The organism is Gordonia sp. LMA484 (genome assembly GCF_058129505.1).
Genome location: NZ_CM176700.1, coordinates 3,979,124 through 4,001,776 on the forward strand (window position 1 = coordinate 3,979,124; position 22,653 = coordinate 4,001,776).

21 protein-coding genes are annotated in these 22,653 nt (G+C 65.3%); 8 read left to right on the top strand and 13 right to left on the bottom strand.

Going from position 1 to position 22,653, the window contains the following annotated elements:
* Positions 1-12: 12 nt before the first annotated feature.
* From AC4AMJ_RS17570 to AC4AMJ_RS17615, 10 genes are all read right to left on the bottom strand, one after another.
* Complete coding sequence (locus AC4AMJ_RS17570) at positions 13-1,512, bottom strand: aldehyde dehydrogenase (RefSeq protein ID WP_489913588.1); 1,500 nt, start codon at positions 1,510-1,512, stop codon at positions 13-15.
* Positions 1,513-2,363: 851 nt separating this feature from the next.
* Positions 2,364-3,068, bottom strand: coding sequence for a hypothetical protein (locus AC4AMJ_RS17575; RefSeq protein ID WP_489913590.1), 705 nt, complete (start codon positions 3,066-3,068; stop codon positions 2,364-2,366).
* 89 nt (positions 3,069-3,157) lie between these two features.
* On the bottom strand, positions 3,158-4,114 hold the full coding sequence (locus AC4AMJ_RS17580; RefSeq protein WP_489913592.1) for an MlaD family protein: 957 nt from the start codon (positions 4,112-4,114) through the stop codon (positions 3,158-3,160).
* Complete coding sequence (locus tag AC4AMJ_RS17585) at positions 4,111-5,112, bottom strand: MlaD family protein (RefSeq protein ID WP_489913594.1); 1,002 nt, start codon at positions 5,110-5,112, stop codon at positions 4,111-4,113. The genes AC4AMJ_RS17580 and AC4AMJ_RS17585 overlap by 4 nt, the downstream gene beginning before the upstream one ends.
* 20 nt (positions 5,113-5,132) lie before the next feature.
* Positions 5,133-6,215: an MlaD family protein gene (locus tag AC4AMJ_RS17590; RefSeq protein ID WP_489913596.1), complete on the bottom strand. Its 1,083-nt coding sequence runs from the start codon at positions 6,213-6,215 to the stop codon at positions 5,133-5,135.
* Position 6,216: 1 nt separating this feature from the next.
* Complete coding sequence (locus AC4AMJ_RS17595; protein ID WP_489913598.1) at positions 6,217-7,221, bottom strand: MlaD family protein; 1,005 nt, start codon at positions 7,219-7,221, stop codon at positions 6,217-6,219.
* Entirely contained in the window at positions 7,209-8,216 is a 1,008-nt protein-coding gene (locus tag AC4AMJ_RS17600; RefSeq protein ID WP_489913600.1) for an MlaD family protein, read from the bottom strand. Before AC4AMJ_RS17600 ends, AC4AMJ_RS17595 begins: the two co-directional genes overlap by 13 nt.
* A 2-nt stretch (positions 8,217-8,218) precedes the next feature.
* Positions 8,219-9,304: an MlaD family protein gene (locus AC4AMJ_RS17605; RefSeq protein WP_489913602.1), complete on the bottom strand. Its 1,086-nt coding sequence runs from the start codon at positions 9,302-9,304 to the stop codon at positions 8,219-8,221.
* 1 nt (position 9,305) lies between these two features.
* A complete protein-coding gene (locus AC4AMJ_RS17610) occupies positions 9,306-10,124 on the bottom strand; it encodes an MlaE family ABC transporter permease (protein ID WP_489918458.1) in 819 nt (272 codons plus the stop codon).
* Positions 10,125-10,176: 52 nt separating this feature from the next.
* On the bottom strand, positions 10,177-11,037 hold the full coding sequence (locus tag AC4AMJ_RS17615; protein WP_489913604.1) for an ABC transporter permease: 861 nt from the start codon (positions 11,035-11,037) through the stop codon (positions 10,177-10,179).
* 257 nt (positions 11,038-11,294) lie between these two features.
* Between AC4AMJ_RS17615 and AC4AMJ_RS17620 the strand changes: the two genes are divergently transcribed.
* Positions 11,295-11,465 (top strand): hypothetical protein, encoded by a 171-nt coding sequence (locus AC4AMJ_RS17620; protein WP_489913606.1) that lies wholly within the window; start codon positions 11,295-11,297, stop codon positions 11,463-11,465.
* A 27-nt stretch (positions 11,466-11,492) separates the two neighbouring features.
* Here the strand turns inward: AC4AMJ_RS17620 and AC4AMJ_RS17625 are convergent, their stop codons facing one another.
* Entirely contained in the window at positions 11,493-12,614 is a 1,122-nt protein-coding gene (locus AC4AMJ_RS17625; RefSeq protein WP_489913608.1) for an alcohol dehydrogenase family protein, read from the bottom strand.
* A gap of 228 nt (positions 12,615-12,842) precedes the next feature.
* On the opposite strand from AC4AMJ_RS17625, the gene AC4AMJ_RS17630 reads away from it, so the two are divergent.
* The 6 genes from AC4AMJ_RS17630 (at position 12,843) to AC4AMJ_RS17655 (ending at position 19,499) form a co-directional block, all read left to right on the top strand.
* Positions 12,843-13,634 carry an enoyl-CoA hydratase-related protein gene (locus AC4AMJ_RS17630; RefSeq protein WP_489913610.1) on the top strand — a complete coding sequence of 264 codons (792 nt, stop codon included), beginning with the start codon at positions 12,843-12,845 and terminating at the stop codon, positions 13,632-13,634.
* A 35-nt stretch (positions 13,635-13,669) separates the two neighbouring features.
* Complete coding sequence (locus tag AC4AMJ_RS17635) at positions 13,670-14,419, top strand: SDR family NAD(P)-dependent oxidoreductase (protein ID WP_489913612.1); 750 nt, start codon at positions 13,670-13,672, stop codon at positions 14,417-14,419.
* A 33-nt stretch (positions 14,420-14,452) separates the two neighbouring features.
* Positions 14,453-16,141: a class I adenylate-forming enzyme family protein gene (locus AC4AMJ_RS17640; protein ID WP_489913614.1), complete on the top strand. Its 1,689-nt coding sequence runs from the start codon at positions 14,453-14,455 to the stop codon at positions 16,139-16,141.
* Positions 16,138-17,346, top strand: a complete 1,209-nt coding sequence (locus AC4AMJ_RS17645; protein ID WP_489899862.1) for an acyl-CoA dehydrogenase family protein — start codon at positions 16,138-16,140, stop codon at positions 17,344-17,346. The genes AC4AMJ_RS17640 and AC4AMJ_RS17645 overlap by 4 nt, the downstream gene beginning before the upstream one ends.
* A gap of 307 nt (positions 17,347-17,653) precedes the next feature.
* Positions 17,654-18,799 carry an acyl-CoA dehydrogenase family protein gene (locus AC4AMJ_RS17650; RefSeq protein ID WP_489913616.1) on the top strand — a complete coding sequence of 382 codons (1,146 nt, stop codon included), beginning with the start codon at positions 17,654-17,656 and terminating at the stop codon, positions 18,797-18,799.
* Between the two features lie 31 nt (positions 18,800-18,830).
* Positions 18,831-19,499, top strand: a complete 669-nt coding sequence (locus tag AC4AMJ_RS17655; protein WP_489899860.1) for a TetR/AcrR family transcriptional regulator — start codon at positions 18,831-18,833, stop codon at positions 19,497-19,499.
* Positions 19,500-19,866: 367 nt separating this feature from the next.
* Here the strand turns inward: AC4AMJ_RS17655 and AC4AMJ_RS17660 are convergent, their stop codons facing one another.
* Entirely contained in the window at positions 19,867-20,460 is a 594-nt protein-coding gene (locus AC4AMJ_RS17660; protein ID WP_489913618.1) for a TetR/AcrR family transcriptional regulator, read from the bottom strand.
* A 72-nt stretch (positions 20,461-20,532) separates the two neighbouring features.
* Here AC4AMJ_RS17660 and AC4AMJ_RS17665 point away from each other — a divergent pair, with 72 nt between their 5' ends.
* On the top strand, positions 20,533-21,381 hold the full coding sequence (locus tag AC4AMJ_RS17665; protein WP_489913620.1) for an alpha/beta fold hydrolase: 849 nt from the start codon (positions 20,533-20,535) through the stop codon (positions 21,379-21,381).
* A 110-nt stretch (positions 21,382-21,491) separates the two neighbouring features.
* Here the strand turns inward: AC4AMJ_RS17665 and AC4AMJ_RS17670 are convergent, their stop codons facing one another.
* On the bottom strand, positions 21,492-22,568 hold the full coding sequence (locus AC4AMJ_RS17670) for a phosphotransferase family protein (RefSeq protein ID WP_489913622.1): 1,077 nt from the start codon (positions 22,566-22,568) through the stop codon (positions 21,492-21,494).
* Positions 22,569-22,653: the final 85 nt, after the last annotated feature.

The following is a 22,653-nucleotide window of genomic DNA, read 5'->3' on the forward strand; positions in this document are numbered from 1 at the left end:
CATGCGGGGTGACTACTGTGTCGGTGCGGGCGCCGCGAAGTGCACGGTCTTGGTCTCGAAGAACTCCTCGAGTCCCTCGGGCCCACCCTCGCGACCCACACCCGACTGCTTGTAGCCGCCGAACGGCACGGTGAAGTCGATCGTGGATGTGTTCACGTTCACCGTTCCGGTCCGAATGCGTTGCGCGATTTCGAATCCGCGGGCATCGTCTGCGGTGAACACGGCTCCGGACAACCCATAGATCGAGTCGTTCGCGATCGCGACGGCGTCGTCCTCGTCCTCGTAGGTGATGATCGAGATGACCGGCCCGAACACCTCTTCCTGGGCGATCCGCATGTCATTGCGCACGTTGTCGACGATCGTGGGCTCCACGAAGAAGCCCTGCTCGTTGCCGCCGCGGCCGCCGCCGTACACGATCTGGGCACCTTCGGCTCGTGCAGCGTCGATGTAGCCCTCGACCCGATCGCGTTGGCGCGCCGAGGTCAGCGGTCCGAGGAAGTTGGTCTCCTCCCACGGGTTGCCCATGGGAATCATGCCCAATGCCGCCTTGTAGGCTTCGACGACCTCGTCATGTCTGTTGCGCGACACCAGAACTCGAGTCAGAGCGATGCATGCCTGGCCGGACTGCATGCAGCCGCCCATCGGAAGTGCCGCCATGACGGTCGACAAGTCGGCGTCATCGAGGATGATCGCCGCGGACTTGCCGCCGAGTTCGAGCGAGACCTTGGCGACGCGGTCCCCCGCCAGGCTCATGATCCGCCGACCGGTGGCGGTGCTACCGGTGAAGGTGATGTGGTCGACCTCGGGATTGGTGACCAGTGACTCGGAGACCTCACGGTCGGCCACCAGCACACTCACAACACCCTCGGGGAGCCTGCCTTCGGCGACGAGTTCGCCGATGACGTCGGCGAACACCGATGGGGACAACGGCGCCTCAGGCGACGTTTTCAGCACCACCGAACATCCGGCAGCGAGCGCCGGGATGACCTTGAACGCAATGGTGCCGATCGGACCGTTCCACGGGATGATCACAGCGACAACGCCGCTGGGCTCCTTGAGGATGCGGGAGATGCCACCGTCTGCCCGAGTCCGATCCTCACTGAGGGTGACCTTGCGGGCCTCCTCGGCGACCGCCCGGAACAGGCCGAGGGTCATCTGCTGAGTCATCGCACTGACCGGAACCGGAATGCCGACCTCGGCGACACCGATGGTCGTCAGTTCCGCGAGCCTGGCCTCGAGTTTGTCGGCAATTGCGTCGATGACGTCGGCACGTTCGGCGATCGGCGTGCGCGCCCAGACGCCCGCGTCGAACGACGACCGAGCGGCGTCGACCGCGCGCGACATGTCCTCGACGGTTGCGGCGCGCACCGCGGCCACGGGGCATTCCGACCACGAATCGATGACCTCGATCGACTCACTCCCGGTCGAGTCCACCCACCGGCCACCAATGAAAACCTGATCCCTGTCGGCAATCGCTGCGGTCGGACCCGCGGCCTGTTCGGTCGTTGTCATGCGGTAGTACTCCTAGAACTAGTCGTTGCGTGACGGAATCGAGCGGCCGCCGGTTCCCCGTCGGGCGGGGTCATCAACCCGCGGCACGAAGCTCGAGCCCCCTGTGAACAGGGTCACAGAGATAGACTAATAACCGAAAGGCATTAGGTCAACAGCGGACGCTTTTTGTCAGCTGTTCGTTGGCTGGTTTCGATCACGGGAGGGTCGGCCAGCACCGATCCCTAAGGCCAGCAGCAATAGCCGAAGGCCCGTCCACCCACCGACCCCTCAGGAGGCCAGCAGCGATAGCCGAAGGCCCGTCCACCCACCGACCCCTCAGGAGGCCAGCAGCGATAGCCGAAGGCCCGTCCACCCACCGATCCCTGAGGAGGCCAGCAGCAATAGCCGAAGGCCCGTCCACCCACCGACCCCTCAGGAGGCCAGCAGCAATAGCCGAAGGCCCGCCCACCCACCGACCCCTCAGGAGGCCAGCAGCGATAGCCGAAGGCCCGTCCACCCACCGACCCCTCAGGAGGCCAGCAGCGATAGCCGAAGGCCCGTCCACCCACCGATCCCTGAGGAGGCCAGCAGCAATAGCCGAAGGCCCGTCCACCCACCGACCCCTCAGGAGGCCAGCAGCAATAGCCGAAGGCCCGTCCACCCACCGATCCCTGAGGAGGCCCGGAGCGATAGCGGAGGGCCGTCACGAAGGGCGCCCTTCGTGACGCTTCGCTCGTTCCTCGCGAGGCTCCTCAGGGACCGGGCGGGACGCTTCGCTCGTTCCTCGCGAGGCTCCTCAGGGACCGGGCGGGACACTCATAAACCCGCCCCTCGACTCAGGCCGGGGCCCGCTCCCCGACGACCAGACCTGGTCACTTGGGACCTCTCTGACCGCCCAGATTTGACCCGATACCGGAGATGTCGGTGATCAGCCAGTTGTTGTTCTTGTCGAGGGTCATCTGGTAGGTCGCCGTCGATTCGATGCCGTCAGGCGCCTGCGCGTTCCTGGTGAAGACGTTCACGAACGCCTGCACCTGGTAGACCCCACCGGACTCCGACTCGACCTTCGCCGAGATGGGTTCCGACGTCGAGGTCCACTGCAGCGGCTTGATGAGTTGCTCCATCGACTCCGATGCCTTCTCGAGTCGATCGCCGAGTTCCGGGGTGGTCCCCTTGGTCAGCCGCGACCGCCAGTCGTCCGGGTTCTCGAAACTCATCTGCGCGGCGCCCGTGGCGTAGTCGAGCGCCACCTGCTCGGCTTTCGTGCGGTCGGCACTCGCCGCGTTCAGATCATCGACCTCAGAGCGTGCCGCGGCGAGCTGCCAACTCAGCACTCCGATGACGGCGATGGCCGCGACGACGGCCAGCGTGACGAGGATCGAGCGAGTCGAGAACGATCTGTTCGTCCATCGGCTCCATCCGCCGCTCGATCCGCGAGTGGACGTTTCGCTCGCCGTGACACCGGAGTCGGTCGATTCCGACGCCGTGTCGGATTCCGAGTCGTCAGATTCCGGGTTAACCTCTTCGGTTGTCGCGGCTGGCTTCTCGGTCGTGGTCTCGGTGGTCGTGGTCGACATGGCGTCGGCCTCCTTCCGGTGTTGTTCACCTTGTCCGGTGTCTGGGTCGTTCTCGGTTCCTGAGTCGCTCTCGTCGGTGCGGTCGACCATCAACGACCTCCCGCCGGGACCCGCACGGTGAGGGCACCTCTCGGTGTGGTCGCGGCGAGTGCGCGATCGAGGACGGCGCCCACGTCGACGGTGCGGAGTGATGCAGCCCCCGCCTGGGCGGCAGGCAGTAGATTGACCCCGATCACGTTGAGGTGTGCCGAGTTCTCGTCGAGGAACTTCTGCAGCTCGGTGAACAGCGGACTACCGCCGTCGCGGATACCGGCAAGCAGCGGTCCGGTCACCGTGGCGTCCCGGACGGAGGCCAGCAGCTCCTCGAAACCCGTACCGAAGCCCAGCATTCTCGGCGAGGTCTCCCGCATCAGGGCCGGGATGGGGGCCGACCTCATCAGCAGTGGCTGCATCGTGGCGAGCAACGTGATGAACGAGTCCGACTGCTGCGTCAGCTCACCGGACAGCAGTCCGCCGGCCCGGTTCAGGGTACCGAGCACATCGACCCCGTCGGGGAGACCCTCGTCCACCGTGCCGAAGATCCGCCGGACCGCGTCCGAATCGGTCTGCTGCAGGAGGACTGTGAGCTGCTCGGACAGTTCCTTGAACGTGGTCGGGACGGAGACACGATCCGTATCGATCGTGGCGTTCTCCGCCAGGTAGGGGCCCGCAGCCGTCTCGGGCAGGACCGCCACGTAGGCCTCGCCGAGGGCGGAGAGGTTGTCCACGCGGAACCTGCTGTCGACGGGGATCTGCTGGGCCTGGTCGTAGTTCAGGGTCAACTTCACGCCTGTCGCGGTCTGGTCGATACCGACGACGTGCCCTATCTCGATGCCGCGCAACAACACCCGGGACCCGGTCATGATCCCGTTCGTGTCGGGGACCACCAACGACGCGGACCGCTCACTCGGGGTACGCACGTGCAGACCGACATTCATGATGTAGGCGACCGACACTGCGGCGAGGACGAGCATGGCGAGCACGGAGACTCTGGTCTTGGTGATCATCGAACCGCCCCCAGCATCCGCAGGACCGTGGTGGCGTCGCCGACGAGTTGGTCGCCGTCGCGACTCTGCACCGACGTGACGTTGACCGACGGCTTCTCCACGAACGGCAGGATCGTTGTTCGTAGGAAGTCGGACAACCGGGCTGCGGTCGCCGGGCCCTTGTCCCACATCCCCCGGCCGGCCTCGGTGGTCTCGGCGACCGAGGTGAGCATCGGGATCAGCCACAGTCCGCCGACGAAGATCGACCCCACCGACGGGAGCAACGTACTGATGTGCGCGACAACCGACTTGGAGACGCGAGTCCAGAAATCCGCGCCCTGTTCGCCGAACACCGCGGCGATTTGATCCTTCCGATCGGTGAACGAGGTGGACGTCCGATCCAGACCGACGAGCAGGCGGTCGATCTCGGCGGTACCGCCCGCCAGGTCGTCGAGGTCGGCGGACACAGTCGACGCCATCTTCCGGACGTCCTTCAACTGGGGCAACGTCTTGTTCAGTGTCGCCATCGTGTCCTGGACCTTCTGGATGCTGCCGCCGTTGACGAAGTAGGCGAGTACGGCGATCGTGTCCTCCAATTGCGGCGGCGACGTCGTGCGCGACTTCGGCACCACACTTCCTTCGGCCAGGTACCCGGATTGACCGGTGTCACGCGCCTGCGGCGTCAGCGCAAGGTAGGTGTCCCCGAGCAACGTGTTCTGCCGGATGATCGCGGTCGTGTCCGCCGGCACCCGAGCATCCTGAGTGAGGCCGACTTTCACATACACACCGTCCGCCGTGACAGCGGTCGATCGGACCTGACCGACGCGAAGCCCGTTCATCATCACGTCGGCGCCGGCCGGGAGGTTCAGGACGCTGTCGAACTGCAGTGTGACGTCGAAATCCTGGCTGACGCCCGCCCGCACCGAGGGAAGGTCGTTGGGGCCGAGAGCACATCCGCTGACCAGCAGAACGGGTAGAAGCGCCAACAGACAGAGCCACGTACGCAAAGTCGTTCGCATGGAGGTCGCTCCCAGGATCGTCACCGTGTCGCCGCCTTCTGCAGGATGAGGTTCAGGAGGTTCACCGAGCCTGTACGGCCCTCGGCCGAGCACGCCGCACCGAGCGCACGGCATTGAGCTGCCGAGACCCCAGGTGCCTGGTAGGGCACGGAGAGTCCGCCGGCGGCATTCTCCTGCTGGCGCAAGGCAGTGGCGATGGACGGCACCATTCCGTACAACCTCTGAAGATCCGGAGCGCGTGCGGCCGCCAAGGTGATCAGGTCGGTCACCGGCCCGTGCATCAACGGCCACAGGATCGAGCCATAATTGCGCTGGATGTCATAGATGGTCGCCACCGTCCAGCCGACCCCGCGGTCGAACTTGGAGACAGAGGCGAACAACTCTGTTCCCAGGCTCGCCACATCCGGCATCTGGTTCAGGATCGACATGATCCGCGGCCACTGACGTAATGCGTTGTCGGTGAGCGGAGCCATGTTCGCGATCGAGGCGCCGATGTCGGCGATGAACTGATCCGGGTTCTTCGATGCGGCCGCCGCGTGGCGGAACATGTTCTCGGCGTCCGGTGCGGTACCCGCGAGAGCCTTGTCGAGGCCGTTGATCGTGCCTCCGACGTCATCGGTACCCGATTTGGTCAGATTCTTGATGAAATCAGATGCGGAGCCGGTGATCTCGGAGATGCTCTTCGGAGTGTGCGTTCGCGACCCCGCGATGCACTCCCCGGACCTCAAGGTCGGTCCGCCGGAATAGTTTCCGACGAGTTCCAGGGTTCGGTCCGCGAGGAGCGATTTGGATCGGGTCACCGCCTGCACGTCGGCCGGGTAGTCCCGGCCCGACCGCAGGTCGAAGGTGACCTGGACGTGGTCGCCGACCGATCGTATGCCGGTGACCTCACCGACCGGCATGCCCATCTGGGTGACCGGGTTGCCCACGTAGAGCCCGATGGCATCGGTCATCTCGGCACAGAAGCCGTCTCCTCCGGTACCCGTTCCGCCGGTGCGGTCGGCGGCCTTGCTGATCCCGAGGCCCAGGGTCGCACCGATCGCGACGACCACGACTGCACCGATCGCGGCCAGCGACCGCCTGCTCAGATTGTGAGTTCCCATCTCAGCACGTCCGTCCGGGGATCGGCACGCAGACGTCGGAGGCGAGGACCGTGCCGCCACCGATCTCACGGATACCGTTCGGCGTCAACCACTTCGCGAGCTGATCACGCATCACCAGGAGATTGTCCAGCGCAGGTCCCATGTGGTTGCGCATCTCGGTGATCGCATCGCGGATCGCATAGATGTTCGTGCGCACGAGATCGCTGTGCTTGAGGTAGAACTTCTCGAACGGCATCACCCGACTGAGGATCATGCCGAGCAGGTAATAGGTGTAGTTGAAGCCTGCCGCGTTGTTGTTGTAGGTCGTCACCACGATGTCGATCTTCCGGATGAGGTCGAACACGAACTCCCGGTTCGCATTGAAGTTCTGCAGGTACTCGCTCGCAAGCGCCGCAACCCGGTGCATCTGAGCTCGCTGTCGGTCGAATACTCCCGTGACGGCGTTCATTCCCTCGACGATCGATCGCAGTGATGTCGAGTTGGACTGCAGTGCGCTCGCCACCTGTTCGAGGTTCGCGTTGACGTCGGTGGCGTCGACCTGATCGGTGACCGTCGGCGCACTCTGCAGGACGTCACCGATCGAGTACGGCACCGCGACACGGTCGGCGGGTATCACTCCTCCGGATGCCTGTGTCCCCATGGGGATCAGGGTGATTGCATATCCGCCGACGGGGGTCAGCATCCGCACCTCGACGCGTGACTGATCACCGACAGCGGTCGACTCGTCGACCCGCATGGACACCTTGACCCGGTTCGGTTCGAGCGTCACGTCCGACACCTTGCCGACGCTGATGCCGGCCACTCGGACATCCTGGCCGGTGGTGATGGCCGAGGCATCGGTCGTCTCGAACGCGATGGTCTTCTGGTTCGCCGGCCGCAGGTAGAAGATGCCCAATGTGGCCAGGATGGCGACCACGACGACGATGACCCCGACACCCAACAGGGCGTCGCTGGACCATGCGTTCTTGACCCGATCGCCGAATCTGCGTTGTCTCACGTCGCGCACAGCACGACCCCGCTCCCGTTCAGTAGGACCTGGACGTCGGTCGGCAGTTGTGCGCGACCCTTGCTGCATCCGGTGGACGTCGACCGCCCCGAGTTCGAGATCTGCAACCCGGCCAGCGCGCTCGGCATGAGCGTGAACGAGTTCAGTGCATCCGTCATGGAGTGGAACACCGACGTCAACAGGACGTCGACGTCCAGCTCAGGACTCACTCCCAGGGACTTCAGGATGCGCTCGATCGGCTCGAGCAACGCCGGTCCGTAGGTCGCGGTCTTCGGGAATTCGTCGAGGACCGTCATCGCGTTGCTGATCGGCAGATTCACCGCATGGAGGAACTGCAGCACGTACTTCGACCGACCGCCCATCGAGTCCGAGATCCGCCCCATGTTGCGGGCGAGCGTCTCGATGACCCGTTGGCGGTCGTCCGCGAAGGATGCGAGTTTCTGCGCGTTGTCCAGCATCGGCCCGAGGCCTGAGCCATCCCCTTGCAGAAGAGCGATGGCATTTTCGCTGAACTCGTTCACCTGTTGCGTGTTCATCGTGGACAGGACCGGCTGCAGACCGTTGAACAGTTCGGTGATATCGAACGACGGCGTCGTCTTGCTCGCCGGGATCGACGACACGGGCCGCCCGGGATTCTCACCCTCGGACACGTCGACATAGCGCACACCGGTCAGGTTCTGGTACTTGATGGCGAGCGCTGTCGTATCGGTCAGCTGGTGCTCGCTACCCATCGTGAAGGCGACATGGGCCACCGGCCGGCCGTCCACCTCTCGCAACTCGACGGAGGTCACCTTACCGATCCGCATGCCCTTCATTCGCACGTCCCCGTTCACGTTCAGACCGGAGGCGTCGGTGAAATCGGCTGAGTACGAGCTGGTCTCGACCTGTACTGGATTGCGCATGGCATTGATCACGAGGACGAACAACAGTACGGTGATGGTCGCCACCGCCAGCACCTTCACCGCGGAGACGATCGTCTGCGTTCTGTGCGACATGGTCACCTCCCCTTTCTCGGCAGGCGCTGCGTGACGCCCATCTGCGCCAATGGACCAGCGACGGCGGGCATGGAGTCGAGGACGATACGCAATTGGAGGGTCTGCTGATCCTTGGTCCCGACGAACGCGCTCTCCAGACCGTCGATGAGCGCAACCGTCTTGTCCATCGTCACCCCACCGCCGATCACGCCGGGCAATGGATCGGCCATCCTCTCCAGAAGTGTTGTCAAAGGGTTCAATTCGCTGTCATGAGACTCCAGCAGCGCACCCGCCTTGCCGAACAGATCACTCGAGGCGATCTCGAGCGCTGCGTCGGTCTCCTTGTGGAACGCGTCGTCGACCCCCCGGCTACCGTCCGGCAACGTGTTGTAGGGACTCTCCGTGATCGCATAGAGCGCACTGGTGACCTGCCGGTTGAACGCCGGGAACTCGTCGAGTACCGCATTCATCCGGCGGATCAGCGTGATGGGCATCTGCCGCTGGGTCTTGGCGACGGTGTCTGCGACGATGATGCCCGACCGGATCAACGGAGCGAGTCCGTTGGCGTATCGGATCACCTTGTCCTGACTCGCGATCATGTCCTTCGTCAGGGTGCCGTCGACGACGAGCGACCCTCGCTCGAGCATCGTCGACATCGTGTAGTCGGGGGATGAGTCCCGTGCCAGCACCTGACCGTCGCGCAGGGGCGCTCCGCCGGACTTCTCGATCAGGTTGACCGCGGTGATGCCGAAATAGTTCTCGGGCCGGAAGTCGACGTCGAGAGCGTCGGTGAGCACCGACGTCGCCGATGACCGGAGCACGACGTCGACCTGGACATCGCCTGCGCGAGGAGAGGATACGCTGGTCACCTCGCCGACCTCGGCTCCGCGGAGGAGGACCTTGGAGCCCACCTTGACCCCCGGACCGAGCGCCGGGATCACCAGCTGGACCCGGGTGCCCTCGGGCTCTGTCGCCTTGGGGTAGACGATCCACGCGACCGCGACGACGAGCACCATCACCGCGATACTGGCTGTGCCCACCACTCCGAGTGTGCGTAACTGTCCGCGGAGATCCCCGCGGATGAAATCCTGGCTCGTGTGCCTGGCCATGTCATCCTCTGAAGGGCAACTCGGGGTTCAGGCCCCAAATCGCGACGGTCATCACGAAATTCAGTACGACGATCGCCACCAGGCTCGCGCGGATGGCACGGCCCGATGCCGAACCGACCCCCGCCGGCCCGCCGTTGGCGAAATAGCCGTAGTAGCAATGGATCATCGTCACCACGGCACAGAACACCAGCGCCTTGATCACCGAGGCGATGAGGTCGGGCAGCGTGACGAACTGTGCGAAGTAGTGGTCGTAGGTCCCGCTCGGTTGCTCGTGGAACAGTTTGATGATCAAACCGCCGGTGATGAAGCTGACGACCAGCGCCATCAGATAGCTGGGCAGTACCACCAGCATTCCGCCGACGAGGCGGGTTCCGACGACGAACGGGATGGCGCGCAGGCCCATCGACTCGGTGGCGTCGATCTCCTCCGAGATCCGCATGGCCCCGATCTCCGCGGTCATCCGACACCCCGCCTGCGCCGCGAATCCGATACCGGTGATGATCGGCGCGATGACGCGGATGTTGCCGAACGAGCCGATGATGCCGGTGAGCGCACCGAAGCCGAGGAGGTCGAACGCCATGAACGCCTGGATGGCCACGACCGCTCCGACGGCGACACCCAGGAAGAACATCAGGCTCACCACGCCGCCGTCGACGATGAGAGATCCACTTCCCCAGGCCATGTCATTCATGGTCTGGGCCGTCTGCTTGCGGTAGTGACGGATCGTGGTGGGCAACAGAACGATGGTCTTCCAGACGAAGACGACGATCTGCCCGATCTCCATCGCGATGCCGAGGAGTCCTCGGCCGATCCCCTGCATCCCCCTGATGAGGAGGTTGGCGCCTGCCGGTTCACCGGTCAACGACGCCATCTCAGGCCAGCCTCGGCGGGAAGAACATCGTCTGCAACTGGCTGACCATCAGATTGGTCATGAAGATGCAGAACACGGACAGCACCACCGAGGCGTTCACCGCGTTCGCGACGCCCTTCGGCCCGCCTTTCGCCTCGAGCCCTCGCAGGCTGGCGATGATGACAACGAGGATCGCGAACAGCACTGCCTTGAGCATCGAGAACGCCAGATCGGCCGGTGTCGCGAAGGCGCCGAACGACTGCCAGAAGCTCGCCGGGACCACGTCGTTCACGTTCGCCGAGATCGCGAGGCCGGCGGCCACGCCCGACGCGATGATGATGATGCACAGCGCGGGCGCGATCATCACCATGGCGAGAAAGCGGGGGACGATGAGCCGCTGGATCGGGTTCACTCCCATCACCCGCATCGCCTCGATCTCTTCGCGAATGGACCTGGCTCCGAGGTCGGATGCAATGGCGGACGCCGCCGCACCACTCATCAGCAGGCCGGCGGCCATGGGAGCCCCCTGGCCGACGACCCCGAGACCGCTGGCGGCTCCGGCCAGCGAGTTGGCACCGACCTGGTCCATCACGCCGCCCACCTGGACGGAGACCTCCGCGCCGATCGGCACGGCCATCAACAGCGCCGGAAGCGCGGTGACCTTGAAGAGCTTCCACATCTGCTCGATGACCTCGCCGACCGGAAGTCGAAGCGCCAGCGAGTCGGTGACGGAGAACCGCAAGACGTCGGCGGCGAGCCGAGCGGATCGGCCCAACGTGTTCACGCTCCGGATCACTCTGTCCAGCAAGCCAACCGCGATTCTCCGTAGAATGATCGCCCCTTGTGGCGATGCGCGACCTGCGTCCAGCGCAACTGCGCCCATCACACTGTCCTACCTCTCGTCTGGCGGCCGTCCCACTGACTGGCGGGCGGGCGGTCAAGCGTCGTCGATGGCGGGCGTCCCCTCGGCCCTCGGTCGCTCGATTGCGAGCGCCTATCCGGGACCGGTATCGCGTGCCGTGTTCTACATCACACCCCTAGATGTATACCTTCATGAGACGTGATACGTCAATCGTTATTTGTCACCAGCTTTGTGGTCCGCACTGTCGGCCAGCGAGGGGCCCGATCGGGATGTCACTCATGTACGCCGGCACCGAACAGGCCGTCGGGAACATGGACGCCGACCGGCACGGCGCGATCATCGATGCCATCGAGATCGGCGAGCCAAACGTCGCTCGCAAGGCTGAGATCGACCATATGCGTTGGGCAGCTGACAATCTCGTGACCGGAGCGGGACAGCGTTTCGCCTGAGCGCGAACACCCCATCGATCCGCCCGGTCAGGCGGGGAGCTGCGGCGGGATCAGGACCAGCTTCCCGATGTGCTTGCGGGACAGAAAGTCTTCTTGGGCCCGCACGATGTCGGAGAGCGGATAGGTGGCCGACACCGTCGGCCGGAATTCGTCGCGCTCGATGTATCCGATCAGGTTCTCGAACACCTCGTCCTCCTGGAAGGTGCAGCCGAGTAGCGAGAGGTCTTTGAGATACAGGGTGCGGATGTCGATCTGCGCGATCGGTCCCCCGACGGCACCGGCGACGGCATATCGACCGCCTCGGCGCAGGATCATCAGCAGCTGCGGCCACGCCGGTCCGGCCACCAGGTCGATCACCACGTCGATCGACTCCTCCCCCAACGCTTCGACGAGATCGGCTCCCCGGTCCACTGTCTCGTCGGCACCGTGTTCGAGCACGGCGCCGGCCTTGGTGGGTGAGCACACGGCGATCACGACGGCACCGCGCCGTTTGGCCAGCTGCACTGCGGCCAGCCCCACACCACCGGATGCACCGGTGACCAGGACGCGTTCGCCACCAACGACCTTGGCGCGATGCAACAGGTTCTCCGCGGTCGAGTAGGCACAGGGAACCGCGGCCAGCTCCACGTCGCTCCACGAGCACTCCACGGCGAAGGTCTCCGCGGCCGCGGCCACCACGAACTGTGCAAAGCCGCCGTCACATTCGCTTCCCAGCGTCCAGTACTCGTACGGCCGACGATCGACATAGGCCCTCTGCATGGTACGTACCAGTACCCGTTCACCGATGCGCTCGGCCGACACACCGGTCCCCACCGCGATGATGCGGCCACAGACATCCGCACCCTGGATCCGGGGGAAGTGCATCGGGGTGCCCGACCACGCACCGTCGTCGCCTCGTAGCGCCGCGAACCCGGATGTCCCACCCGCATCGGTGCCCTCGACAACGGATTTCGAGTACCAGCCGATGCGAGTGTTGACGTCGGTGTTGTTGACCCCCGCGGCAGCGACCTCGATCAGCACCTGATCCGCCGAAGGTCGAGGAGTCGCCACGTCGGTGCGATACTCCAACTTGTCGAGGCCACCGTGGCCGGTGAGCAGCACGGCCGACATCGTCGCCGGCGGCGCGAAGAGCGGGCTCCGTGTGCTCATCTGGCCAATTTACTCCTCGCGACAGCCGTCGCGATCGAATCCACCAGGCCGCGACCGATGTCCTCGCCGAGGCTGCGATCCAACACCACACCCCAGCCTCCAGCGAACGAAGACGCCGCCGCCGATGCCGTTCCACCTGTGACCCTTGACACGCTCGTCGAAATGAATGTACATTCATTCACTATGAAAGCGCGGTCACACACCGCACCGATCGAAGGAGTTGCAGACATGAACTACGAGGACATCGAGTACACCGTCGAGGGCCCGACCGCGATCATCACGATGAATCGTCCGCAGCGTTACAACGCATTTCGCGCCAAGACGGTTGAGGAGATGATCCACGCCTTCCGCCGCGCCTGGGCCGACCGGGACGTGCAGGCCGTGATCCTCACGGGCGCCGGCGAGAAGGCGTTCTGCACCGGTGGCGACGTGAAGCAGCGCGCCGAGACCGGCGACTACGGTCCGTCCGAGAGCGGCATGTTCGAGATCGGCTACCTGCACAAGACCCTCCGAGACATCCCCAAGCCGGTGATCGCGGCCGTCAACGGACTGGCCATCGGCGGCGGCCATGTGCTGCACGTGCTGTGCGACCTGACCATCGCCGCCGACACCGCCCGCTTCGGCCAGTCCGGGCCCAAGGTCGGATCGTTCGACGCCGGGTTCGGTTCGGCCTTCCTGGCCCGGATCGTCGGCGAGAAGCGTGCCCGCGAGATCTGGTATCTGTGCCGCCAGTACGACGCGGAAACCGCCGAGCGCTGGGGCCTGGTGAACTGGGTCGTGCCGGCCGCGGACCTGCTCGACGAGGCGAAGAAGATCGCCGCCGAGATCGCCGAGAAGTCACCGACCACGATCAAGTTCCTCAAGCAGAGTTTCAACGCCGACACCGATCACCAGGCCGGACTGTCGAACATGGCGATGAGCGCGCTCGACCTGTTCACCCACTCCCCCGAGGGCCTCGAAGGTGCCACGGCATTCGCCGAGAAGCGCGCTCCCGAGTTCAACAAGTACGTCGGCGTCTGACCCGACCGGACCGTCGAGCACACAGAGGAAACACCATGAACAGCAACAGCATCGCAGTCGTCACCGGCGCCGGGTCCGGCATCGGTAAGGCCATCGCACTGGCCTTCGCCGAGCAGGGCACCACCGTCATCGCCGCCGACCTGAACCTCGACGCGGCCAAGCAGACCGCCGAGGCCGGCGAGAAGATCATCCCGATGAGCGTCGACGTCGCCGACCGCGCCACGGTCGACGCGCTGCGCGACGCGGTCAACGCGGAGGTCGGTGTCCCCGACATCCTGGTGAACGCCGCCGGCTGGGACCGCACCGATCAGTTCCTCAACGCGACAACCGAATTCGCCGAGAAGGTGGTGGCGATCAACTATCTCGGACCGGTGCACATGGCCAGCGCGTTCCTCCCCGGCATGGTCGAGGCATCCACGAGCGACTCCTGGCAGGGAGGCCGGGTCATCAACCTCGCCTCCGATGCCGGCCGCGTCGGCAGTTCCGGCGAATCGATCTATGCGGGCGCCAAGGGCGGCGTCATCGCGCTGTCCAAGTCGTTGGCGCGCGAGATGGCACGTCACCAGATCACCGTCAACGCGGTCTGCCCCGGCCCCACCGACACACCCTTGTTCCAGGCGCAGTCCGACAAGCTCAAAGAGGCACTCGTCAAGGCGATCCCGTTCCGTCGGCTCGCCCGTCCCGACGAGGTCGCCGCGCCTGTCCTGTTCTTCGCCTCGCCCGCGGCATCGTTCATCACCGGCCAGGTGATCAGCGTCAGCGGCGGCCTCACCATGGCCGGCTGACCGGTCGGCATACCAGATCATCGGAGACCTGCCATGAGCCCCACCGACACCGCACCCTACGTGTACGACGCGCACCAGTACCGGACCTTCTTCGAGAACGAGTTCACCTACCTGAACGGCTTCCGGCGCAACGTCGCACGGTATGCCGACGCAGTCGCCATGATCGACCCGCTCACCGACACCGAATGGACCTACGCCCAGCTGGGGCGCGCGGTCGACTCCGTCGCCGCCGCCCTCCGCGAACGAGGCGTGAACGACGGCGATGTGGTGGCCTACCAGTTGCTGAACGGACCCGAGTTCGCCCAGCTCTACCTGGCCACCCAGGCCGCGGGGGTGGTGGGCTCTCCGGTGAACTTCCGCCTCGCAGGCGGCGAGACCGCGGTCATCCTCGACATCAGCCGGCCGAAGGTCTACGTCTACGACACCGATCTGACCGCGGTGGTATCCGGAGCGATCGCCCGCGCCGACCACACCCCGGACGTGCTCGTCGGCGTCGGCGACGGCGACCTCGTCGACGGGCCGACATCCCTGCGCTTCGCCGACCTACGGTCCGATACCGCGCTGCCCACGCCGACACGGACAGTCTTCGACGAGACCACCCGCCTCTATACGTCGGGGACCACCGGGATGCCCAAGGCGGTCCCGATGAACAGCGCCATCGAGATCTTCTCGGCGCACGACGTGATCATGCACTTCCCCCTCTCCCCGGAGGACCGGACGCTGAACATGACGCCCTGGTTCCACCGTGGCGGACTGTATTGTGCGGGACCGAATCCGACCTTCTACCTGGGCTCGTCACTCGTGCCGATGCGGACGTTCGATCCCGAGCAGACGCTGGACTGGGTGCAGAGGTACCGCCTGACGTTCCTGATCGGCGCACCCACCAACCTCGCGATGCTCGCCAACGCCCAGGAAGCCAACCCGCGCGACCTGTCCAGCCTGCGCGGCATCGTCACGATGGGCGCGCCGCTGGAGCGCGAGGCGACACTGCGATATCAGCAGGTACTGACGCCGCGGATCTTCAACGGCTACGGCAGCACCGAGGGATTCTGGAACACCTTCCTGCGCCCCACCGACCTCCCCGACCATGCCGGCACCGCGGGGCGGGCCTGCATCGACGACGACGTCCGGGTGGTCAAGGTGCACGATGACGGGCAGCTCGCGAGCCCCGACGACGTGGTGTCCCGCGACGGCAAAGAGGTCGGCGAGGTCATCATCCGATCACCGAAGTGTGCTGTGGCCTACTATGACTCGCCTGCCCAGGAGAAGGCCAAATACCGGGGCAGCTGGTTACACATCGGCGACCTCGCCACCTGGGACCGCGACGAGTTCGTCACCATCGTCGGCCGCAAGGACGACATGCTCATCTCCGGCGGCGAGAACGTACACCCGGTTCAGGTCGAAGAGGCACTCAACAGCCATCCGAATGTGGCCGACTCGCTGGTCGTCGGCGTTCCCGACGACCGGTGGGGCCAAGTGGTCGTCGCCTATATCCTCCCGGTCGAGGGTGCGTCGCCTTCCGCCGAGGCACTTGACGAGTACTGCCGCACGCACCCGATGCTGTCGCAGTTCAAACGACCCCGCGCCTATCGGTTCATCGACGCCCTGCCGGTCTCGGCGACCGGAAAGAAACTTCACTACAAGGCAACTGAATCCGCCGCCGCGGAGATGGCGGCCGGCGATTTCGTCACCCCACAAACCCCCCAAGGAGCCACCCGATGAGCACTACGACCAGCATCCCGAAGTTCTCCGCCCTCGACCCCCTCAATCTCGACCTCGGCTACTCCGACGACGAGCTCGCGGTGCGGGACTCCGTGCGCGGCTTCCTCGCCGAGCACGTCACGCCGTCCATCGGCGAATGGTTCGAGGAGGGCGGCATCCCCATCGCGCGCGACCTGTTCAAACAATTCGGCCAACTCGGTGTGCTCGGCATGCACCTGGACGGATACGGTTGTGGCGGGGCGAGTTCCGTGCACTACGGCCTGGCGAGCCTGGAGCTGGAGGCCTGCGACTCGGGAATACGGTCGATGGTGTCGGTGCAGGGCTCCTTGGCGATGTACTCCATTTACAACAACGGCAGCGAGGAACAGAAGCAACGCTGGCTGCCGTCGATGGCCGAGGGCACCACCGTCGGCTGCTTCGGGCTGACCGAGCCTGACGCCGGCAGCGACCCGGCGTCGATGAAGACCCGCGCACGTCGCGACGGCGACGACTGGATTCTCGACGGACGCAAGATGTGGATCACCAACTCCCCCATCGCCGACGTCGCCGTCGTGTGGGCCAAGACCGACAACGGTGTCCGCGGGTTCATCGTGCCCACCGACACGGCCGGTGTCAGCACCCCGGAGATCAAACACAAACTCTCCCTGCGCGCCTCGACGACCGGTGAGATCGTGTTGGACAACGTCCGGCTGCCGGCGGACGCGCTGATGCCCGGCAACGACGACCTGCACAAGGGCAACGGGATCAAGGCCCCGCTGTCGAGTTTGACCGAGGCACGCTACGGGATCATCTGGGGTTCGATCGGCGCCGCGCGCTCGGCCTGGGAGGCTGCCGTCGACTACGCCAAGCAGCGCACCCAGTTCGGCAAACCCATCGGCGGGTTCCAGCTCACGCAGGCCAAGATCGCCGACATGGCGATCGAGCTGCAGAAGGGGCAATTGCTGGCCCAGCACCTCGGCCGATTGAAGGACTCCGTCGGCCTGCGGCCCGATCAGGTGAGCTTCGGCAAACTCAACAACACCCGCGAGGCCATCAAGATCTGCCGCACCGCCCGAACCATTCTGGGCGGCAACGGGATCTCGCTGGAGTACCCGGTGATCCGGCACATGGTGAACCTGGAGTCGGTGCTCACCTACGAGGGCACACCGGAGATGCATCAACTCGTGCTCGGCCAGGCGTTCACGGGCGAGAACGCCTTCCGCTGAACATCCCCATTCCGCTGGTCGAGTAGCGGCGACGAAGGAGACGCGTATCGAGTCCACAATCTCACAGGTGGTCTCGATACGCCGCCTCGCCTGGCGGCTCGGAGGCTACTCGACCAGCGGGGCCCCGCCGCTGGTTTCAGTGTGATGCGCGAGCGCAGCGAGCCCGCCACCCCACCGCTGGTCGAGTAGCGACGAGCGAGCGCAGCGAGCCCGCCACCCCACCGCTGGTTGAGTAGCGACGAGCGAGCGCAGCGAGCCCGACGCGTATCGAAACCCCCTCCACCACAAGCCCATCAGGGAGAACCCAATGACCTCACTCACCCACGACATCGAGCACAAGCATTTTCGCGAGACCGTCGTGAAGTTCGTCGCCGACCAGATCACCCCGGCACACGAGAGCTGGGAGGAGGCGGGTCTGTGGGATCGAAGCCTGTTCACCGAAGCGGGTAAGAACGGTCTGCTGGGCTTTCCGGTGCCCGAAGAGTTCGGCGGGCCCGGCGTCGACGACTTCCGCTACAACGCCATTGTCATCGAGGAGACCGCCAAGACCGGCGCGGCCGCCGAAGCGATCGCCTTCTCGCTGCAGAACGACGTGGTGCTGCCCTATCTCGTCGAGGTGACCACCGACGAGCAGAAGGCCCGCTGGCTCCCGGGCGTGGTGGCCGGCGAGACGGTCCTCGGTATCGCGATGACCGAACCCGGCGCCGGCAGCGATCTGACCGGTATCCGGACATCGGCGGTGCGCGACGGCGACCATTACATCGTGAACGGGTCGAAGACCTTCATCTCCAACGGCCGCAACGGGGACCTGTTCGTCGTCGCCACCCGCACCGGCCCGGACAAACACAAGGGCCTGACGCTGTTCGTCGTCGAGGCAAACACCCCCGGATTCGAGCGCGGCCGCAAACTCGAGAAGATCGGGCTGCACGCCCAGGACACCAGCGAGCTGTCGTTCGTCGATATGCGCGTACCGGTGGCAAACCGATTGGGCGAGGAAGGTGCGGGCTTTTTCCAACTCGTCCACAATCTTCCGCAGGAACGCCTGTCGCTGGCGATCGGCGCGGTCGCCGCCGCCGAGGGCACGTTCGCGCGCACACTGGATTACGTGAAGGAACGCACCGCATTCGGCTCGCCGATCTCGTCGTTCCAGAACACCCAGTTCGTGCTGGCCGAGCTCGCCACCGAACTCGACATCGCCCGGACCTTCCTCGACGACTGCATCGCCGAACACGTCGCAGGCGAACTGACGGCTGCGCGCGCGGCCCGCTTGAAGTGGTGGGCCACCGAGCTGCAGGTGCGGACCGCGGACCGCTGCCTGCAACTACACGGCGGTTACGGCTACATGCGCGAGTATCCGGTGTCGCGGGCGTTCGTCGACGCCCGTATTCAGACGATCTACGGCGGCACCACGGAGATCATGAAGACCATCGTCGCCAAGGACCTGGGTATCTGAGAGGATTGCAGCCGTGACGAGGAGTGCCGGGGTGTCGAGGAGCACCGGAGCAACGACGTCGACCGACGTCGCCGAGGCGGTACGCGCAGTGCGCGCGTCTTCACGCCGCCGCCAACTGCTCGACGCCGCCGTCGCGGTCATGGGCCGCACCGGCTTCCATCAGATGTCGATGCAAGCGCTCGCCGACGAGGCCGACGTCAGCGTCGGACTGTTCTACAAGTATTTCGGCAGCAAGGAGGACATCCTCCTCGCCGCGATCGTCGACATCCTCGAGACCTTCCGCGATCAACTGCAGCCCGCCATGGACGAGGCCGGTGACGATCCGGTGATGCGACTCATCGCGGGTTTCCGCCAGTACACGACCATCGTGGAAGCGAACCGTGACGCGGTTGTCCTGACCTATCGAGAAAGCCGCACACTCGATGCCGCGGGGCGCGAACGTATCAAGGAACTCGAGGTCGAGACGTCGGCGCCGATGCGTGACGCGATCAGCGCGGGCGTCGAGGCCGGCCTGATGAACGAGGTTGACGCCGATCTGGTGGTGTTCGACCTGATGATGCTCGCCCACGGATGGGCGCTCAAGCACTGGCACTTCGCACCCGAGTACGCGCTGGACCGCTACATCGCCGCGCAGCTTCGATTCGCTCTGCCGCCGTTGGTGGTTCCCGAGAAACTCGAGGAATACCTCGACCGGATCTGAACTCGCCGGAGCAGCGCAGCGAGTTACAACTGGGCCCTTGAGCGTGTTCGTGAAATCGGATATGGCCCCGGCCCCCACGCCACTGATCCATCGCACCAGCAGCCTACAACCGGTCCCTGAGGAGCGAGGCGCAGCAGCCTACAACCGGTCCCTGAGGAGCGAGGCGCAGCAGCCTACAACCGGTCCCTGAGGAGCGAGGCGCCAGCCGAGCGTCACGAAGGGCCGACCCTTCGTGACGCTCGGCTGGCTCGCTCCTCAGGGATCGGGTCACGCTCGCAAGCTCGCTCCTCAGGGATCGGGTCACGCTCGCAAGCTCGCTCCTCAGGGATCGGGTCACGCTCGCGGGACGGGGTTCACGCAAGCAAGCTCACTCCCCACGCACCGGGGTCACGCTCGCACGCATCATCGTCCGCGCGTACGCCGCCACACTCCCGCCGGCCGCGGTCAGCGGGTCCGCCGATCGCAGGGTTCGGGCCAGCACGAACGCTCCTTCCAGTGCGGCCACGAGCGCGACGATCAAGGATCTCGCGTCGTCCGCCGACAGCCCCCGCTCCCGAAACAACGCTGCACCACCGACGATCCACGAGTCGAACACCTCGGCAGCCACCTCCCGCAGTTCAGGCTCCGCGTCGGCCACCTCCCCGGCGACCGTGGCGACCGGGCACATGTTGACCCATCCGGTCTGTTCGATGTCCTCGGCGGCGGCCGCGAAGGCGGCCTCGATCCCCTCGGCCAGATCGTCGTACGGCGCCAGCAGCGATATCACCAATTCGCCGTACGCGGAGCCGGATTGCCGCAGCGCGGCCTCCGCTACGGCCCGCTTGCCGCCGGGGAAATGGTGGTACACCGACCCGATCGGCGCTCCCGCGGCGTCGACCACCTGCTTGATTCCGGTCGCCGCGTAACCCTGGCGACGCAGCAGCTCGGCCATGGCCACCGTGATCCGCTCGTCCGTTCGCATATGGCGATACTAGAACAATTGCTCTAGAGTGACTGTTCTAGAGCGTTCGTTCTAATCATGCGAGGAGACGCCATGCCTGAGGTTCGCCTACCTGCCGGTCCCGTCGAGTACACCGACGACGGTGAGGGCCCGCCGGTCGTGCTGCTGCATGGCCTGTTCATGGACGAATCACTGTGGGACACCACCCTTCCCCTGCTTCCCGCCGGCTTTCGCTACCTCCGACCGGTGCTGCCACTGGGCGCCCACCGACGACCCATGAACCCGGATGCCGACCTGTCACTCACCGGGTTGGTCCATCTGCTTGCCGACTTCCTCGAGGCCCTCGATCTACGCGACGCCACCATCGTGCACACCGACTGGGGCGGCGGCCTGTTCCTGACCGCGATCGGCCGCGACGACAGGGTGGGTGCGATGGTGATCCTGCCCTGCGAGGCGTTCGACAACTTCCCGCCCGGACTGCCGGGTCGCATGGCCACATTGGCGACGAAGCTTCCCGGCGGAATCGCGTTGGCTGCCCGACAGATCCGGATCGGCTGGCTACGCCGGACGCCGCTGCTGTTCGGCTGGATGACCCGCCGCCCGATCCCGGACGCGCTCGCTCTCCGATGGACCGCACCGTCGCTGACCAGTCCAGATGTGCGCCGCGATCTGGAGAAGTACACCGCGACGACTTTTGTCGGCGACGAGTTGATCCGCGACACCGAGGCGCTGCGCCGATTCGTCGGCGACACGCTGGTGCTCTGGGCCGACAACCGGGTGATGCCGCCCGACCACGGACGGCGTCTTGCCGCACTGATCCCCGGAGCGCGGTACGCAGAGATCGACGACGCCCACGTGTTGTCGATGCTCGATCAACCCGCCGAGGTCGCCCGGCAGATCGGCGCATTTCTGGTCGAGCGACGGGAGACCGCGCATATGTGATGGGCCGAGGATCTGCGCGGGTCTCGATACGCCCTCGGCTAGCGCCTCGGGCTACTCGACCAGCGACGCGGACTTGCGACCCCGGCGAAACGGGCCACTCGACCAGCGATTCAGGACTTACCGATGAGGGCGTTGAGCTTCCCCTCGACTGCCCCGACCGACTGACCGATGAGCGCGAACGCCTCGTTGGTGGTCTGCCCGTGGTAGTAGCGGTAGTAGATCTGCTGCGCGATCACCGCGAAGCGGAACTTCCCGAATGCCTCATACCACCGCCACTTCTCCGGGGTCATATCGAAACCCATTCGTTCACAATAGTGTTCGACAAACTCAGCGCGCGTGATCATGCCGGGCAGGTTGGTGGGCACACGACGCATCAGCTGAGTCTGTTCGTCGTCATCGGCCTGCACCCAGTAGGCCATCGACCCGGCGACATCCATCAGAGGATCACCCAGGGTCGCCATCTCCCAGTCCAGGATGCCGATGACCTTGGTGACGTCGTCCTCGGAGAACACCACGTTGTCGAGTTTGAAGTCGTTGTGGATCACGCAGTTCGCGACGTCATCGGGCTGGTTCTCCGCCAGCCAGACCATCACGTCCTCGTAATCCGGGACGTCGTCGGTGCGGGCGTTGCGGAATCGCGTCGACCAGCCCTCGACCTGCCGGCGGACGTACCCGAATCCCTTTCCCAAATCGGTGAGTCCGGCCTTCTCGGGGTCCACCGAATGCAGTTCGACGAGCGTGTCCAGGAAGTTCAGGCACAGCGCTCGGGCCTGCTCGGCCGACAGCGGGACGTCGGCGGGCCATTCCTTGCCGGGGATGATGCCGTCGATCTTGCCCATCGCATAGAACTTCGAGCCGAGGACCGCGTCGTCATCGCAGAACGCCACCATCGGTGCGATGTAGGGCAGCACCGGCGCGAGCTTCGACTGGATGCGGAACTCGCGACCCATGTCGTGGGCTCCGCGGGCCTTGGTCCCGCCGGGCGCGCGGCGCAGGATCAGTTCCCGGGTCGGATAGGTCAGCAGATAGGTGAGATTGGACGCCCCTCCGGAGAACTGCTTGACCTGCGGAGTTCCGTCGAGACCAGTGGCATCGTCGGCATGCTCCCGCAGCCAGCGCGCGACCACCTCGACGTCGAATGCGTCCTCCGCACGCACCTCGCGTGCGCCCGCGACCTGAGTACTCATATATGTCCTCTCCTCTTCTGCGAATCCACCACGCGTGGCGGCCCACCGAGCATCATCATGACCCCTACCGTCACCGACGTTCTCA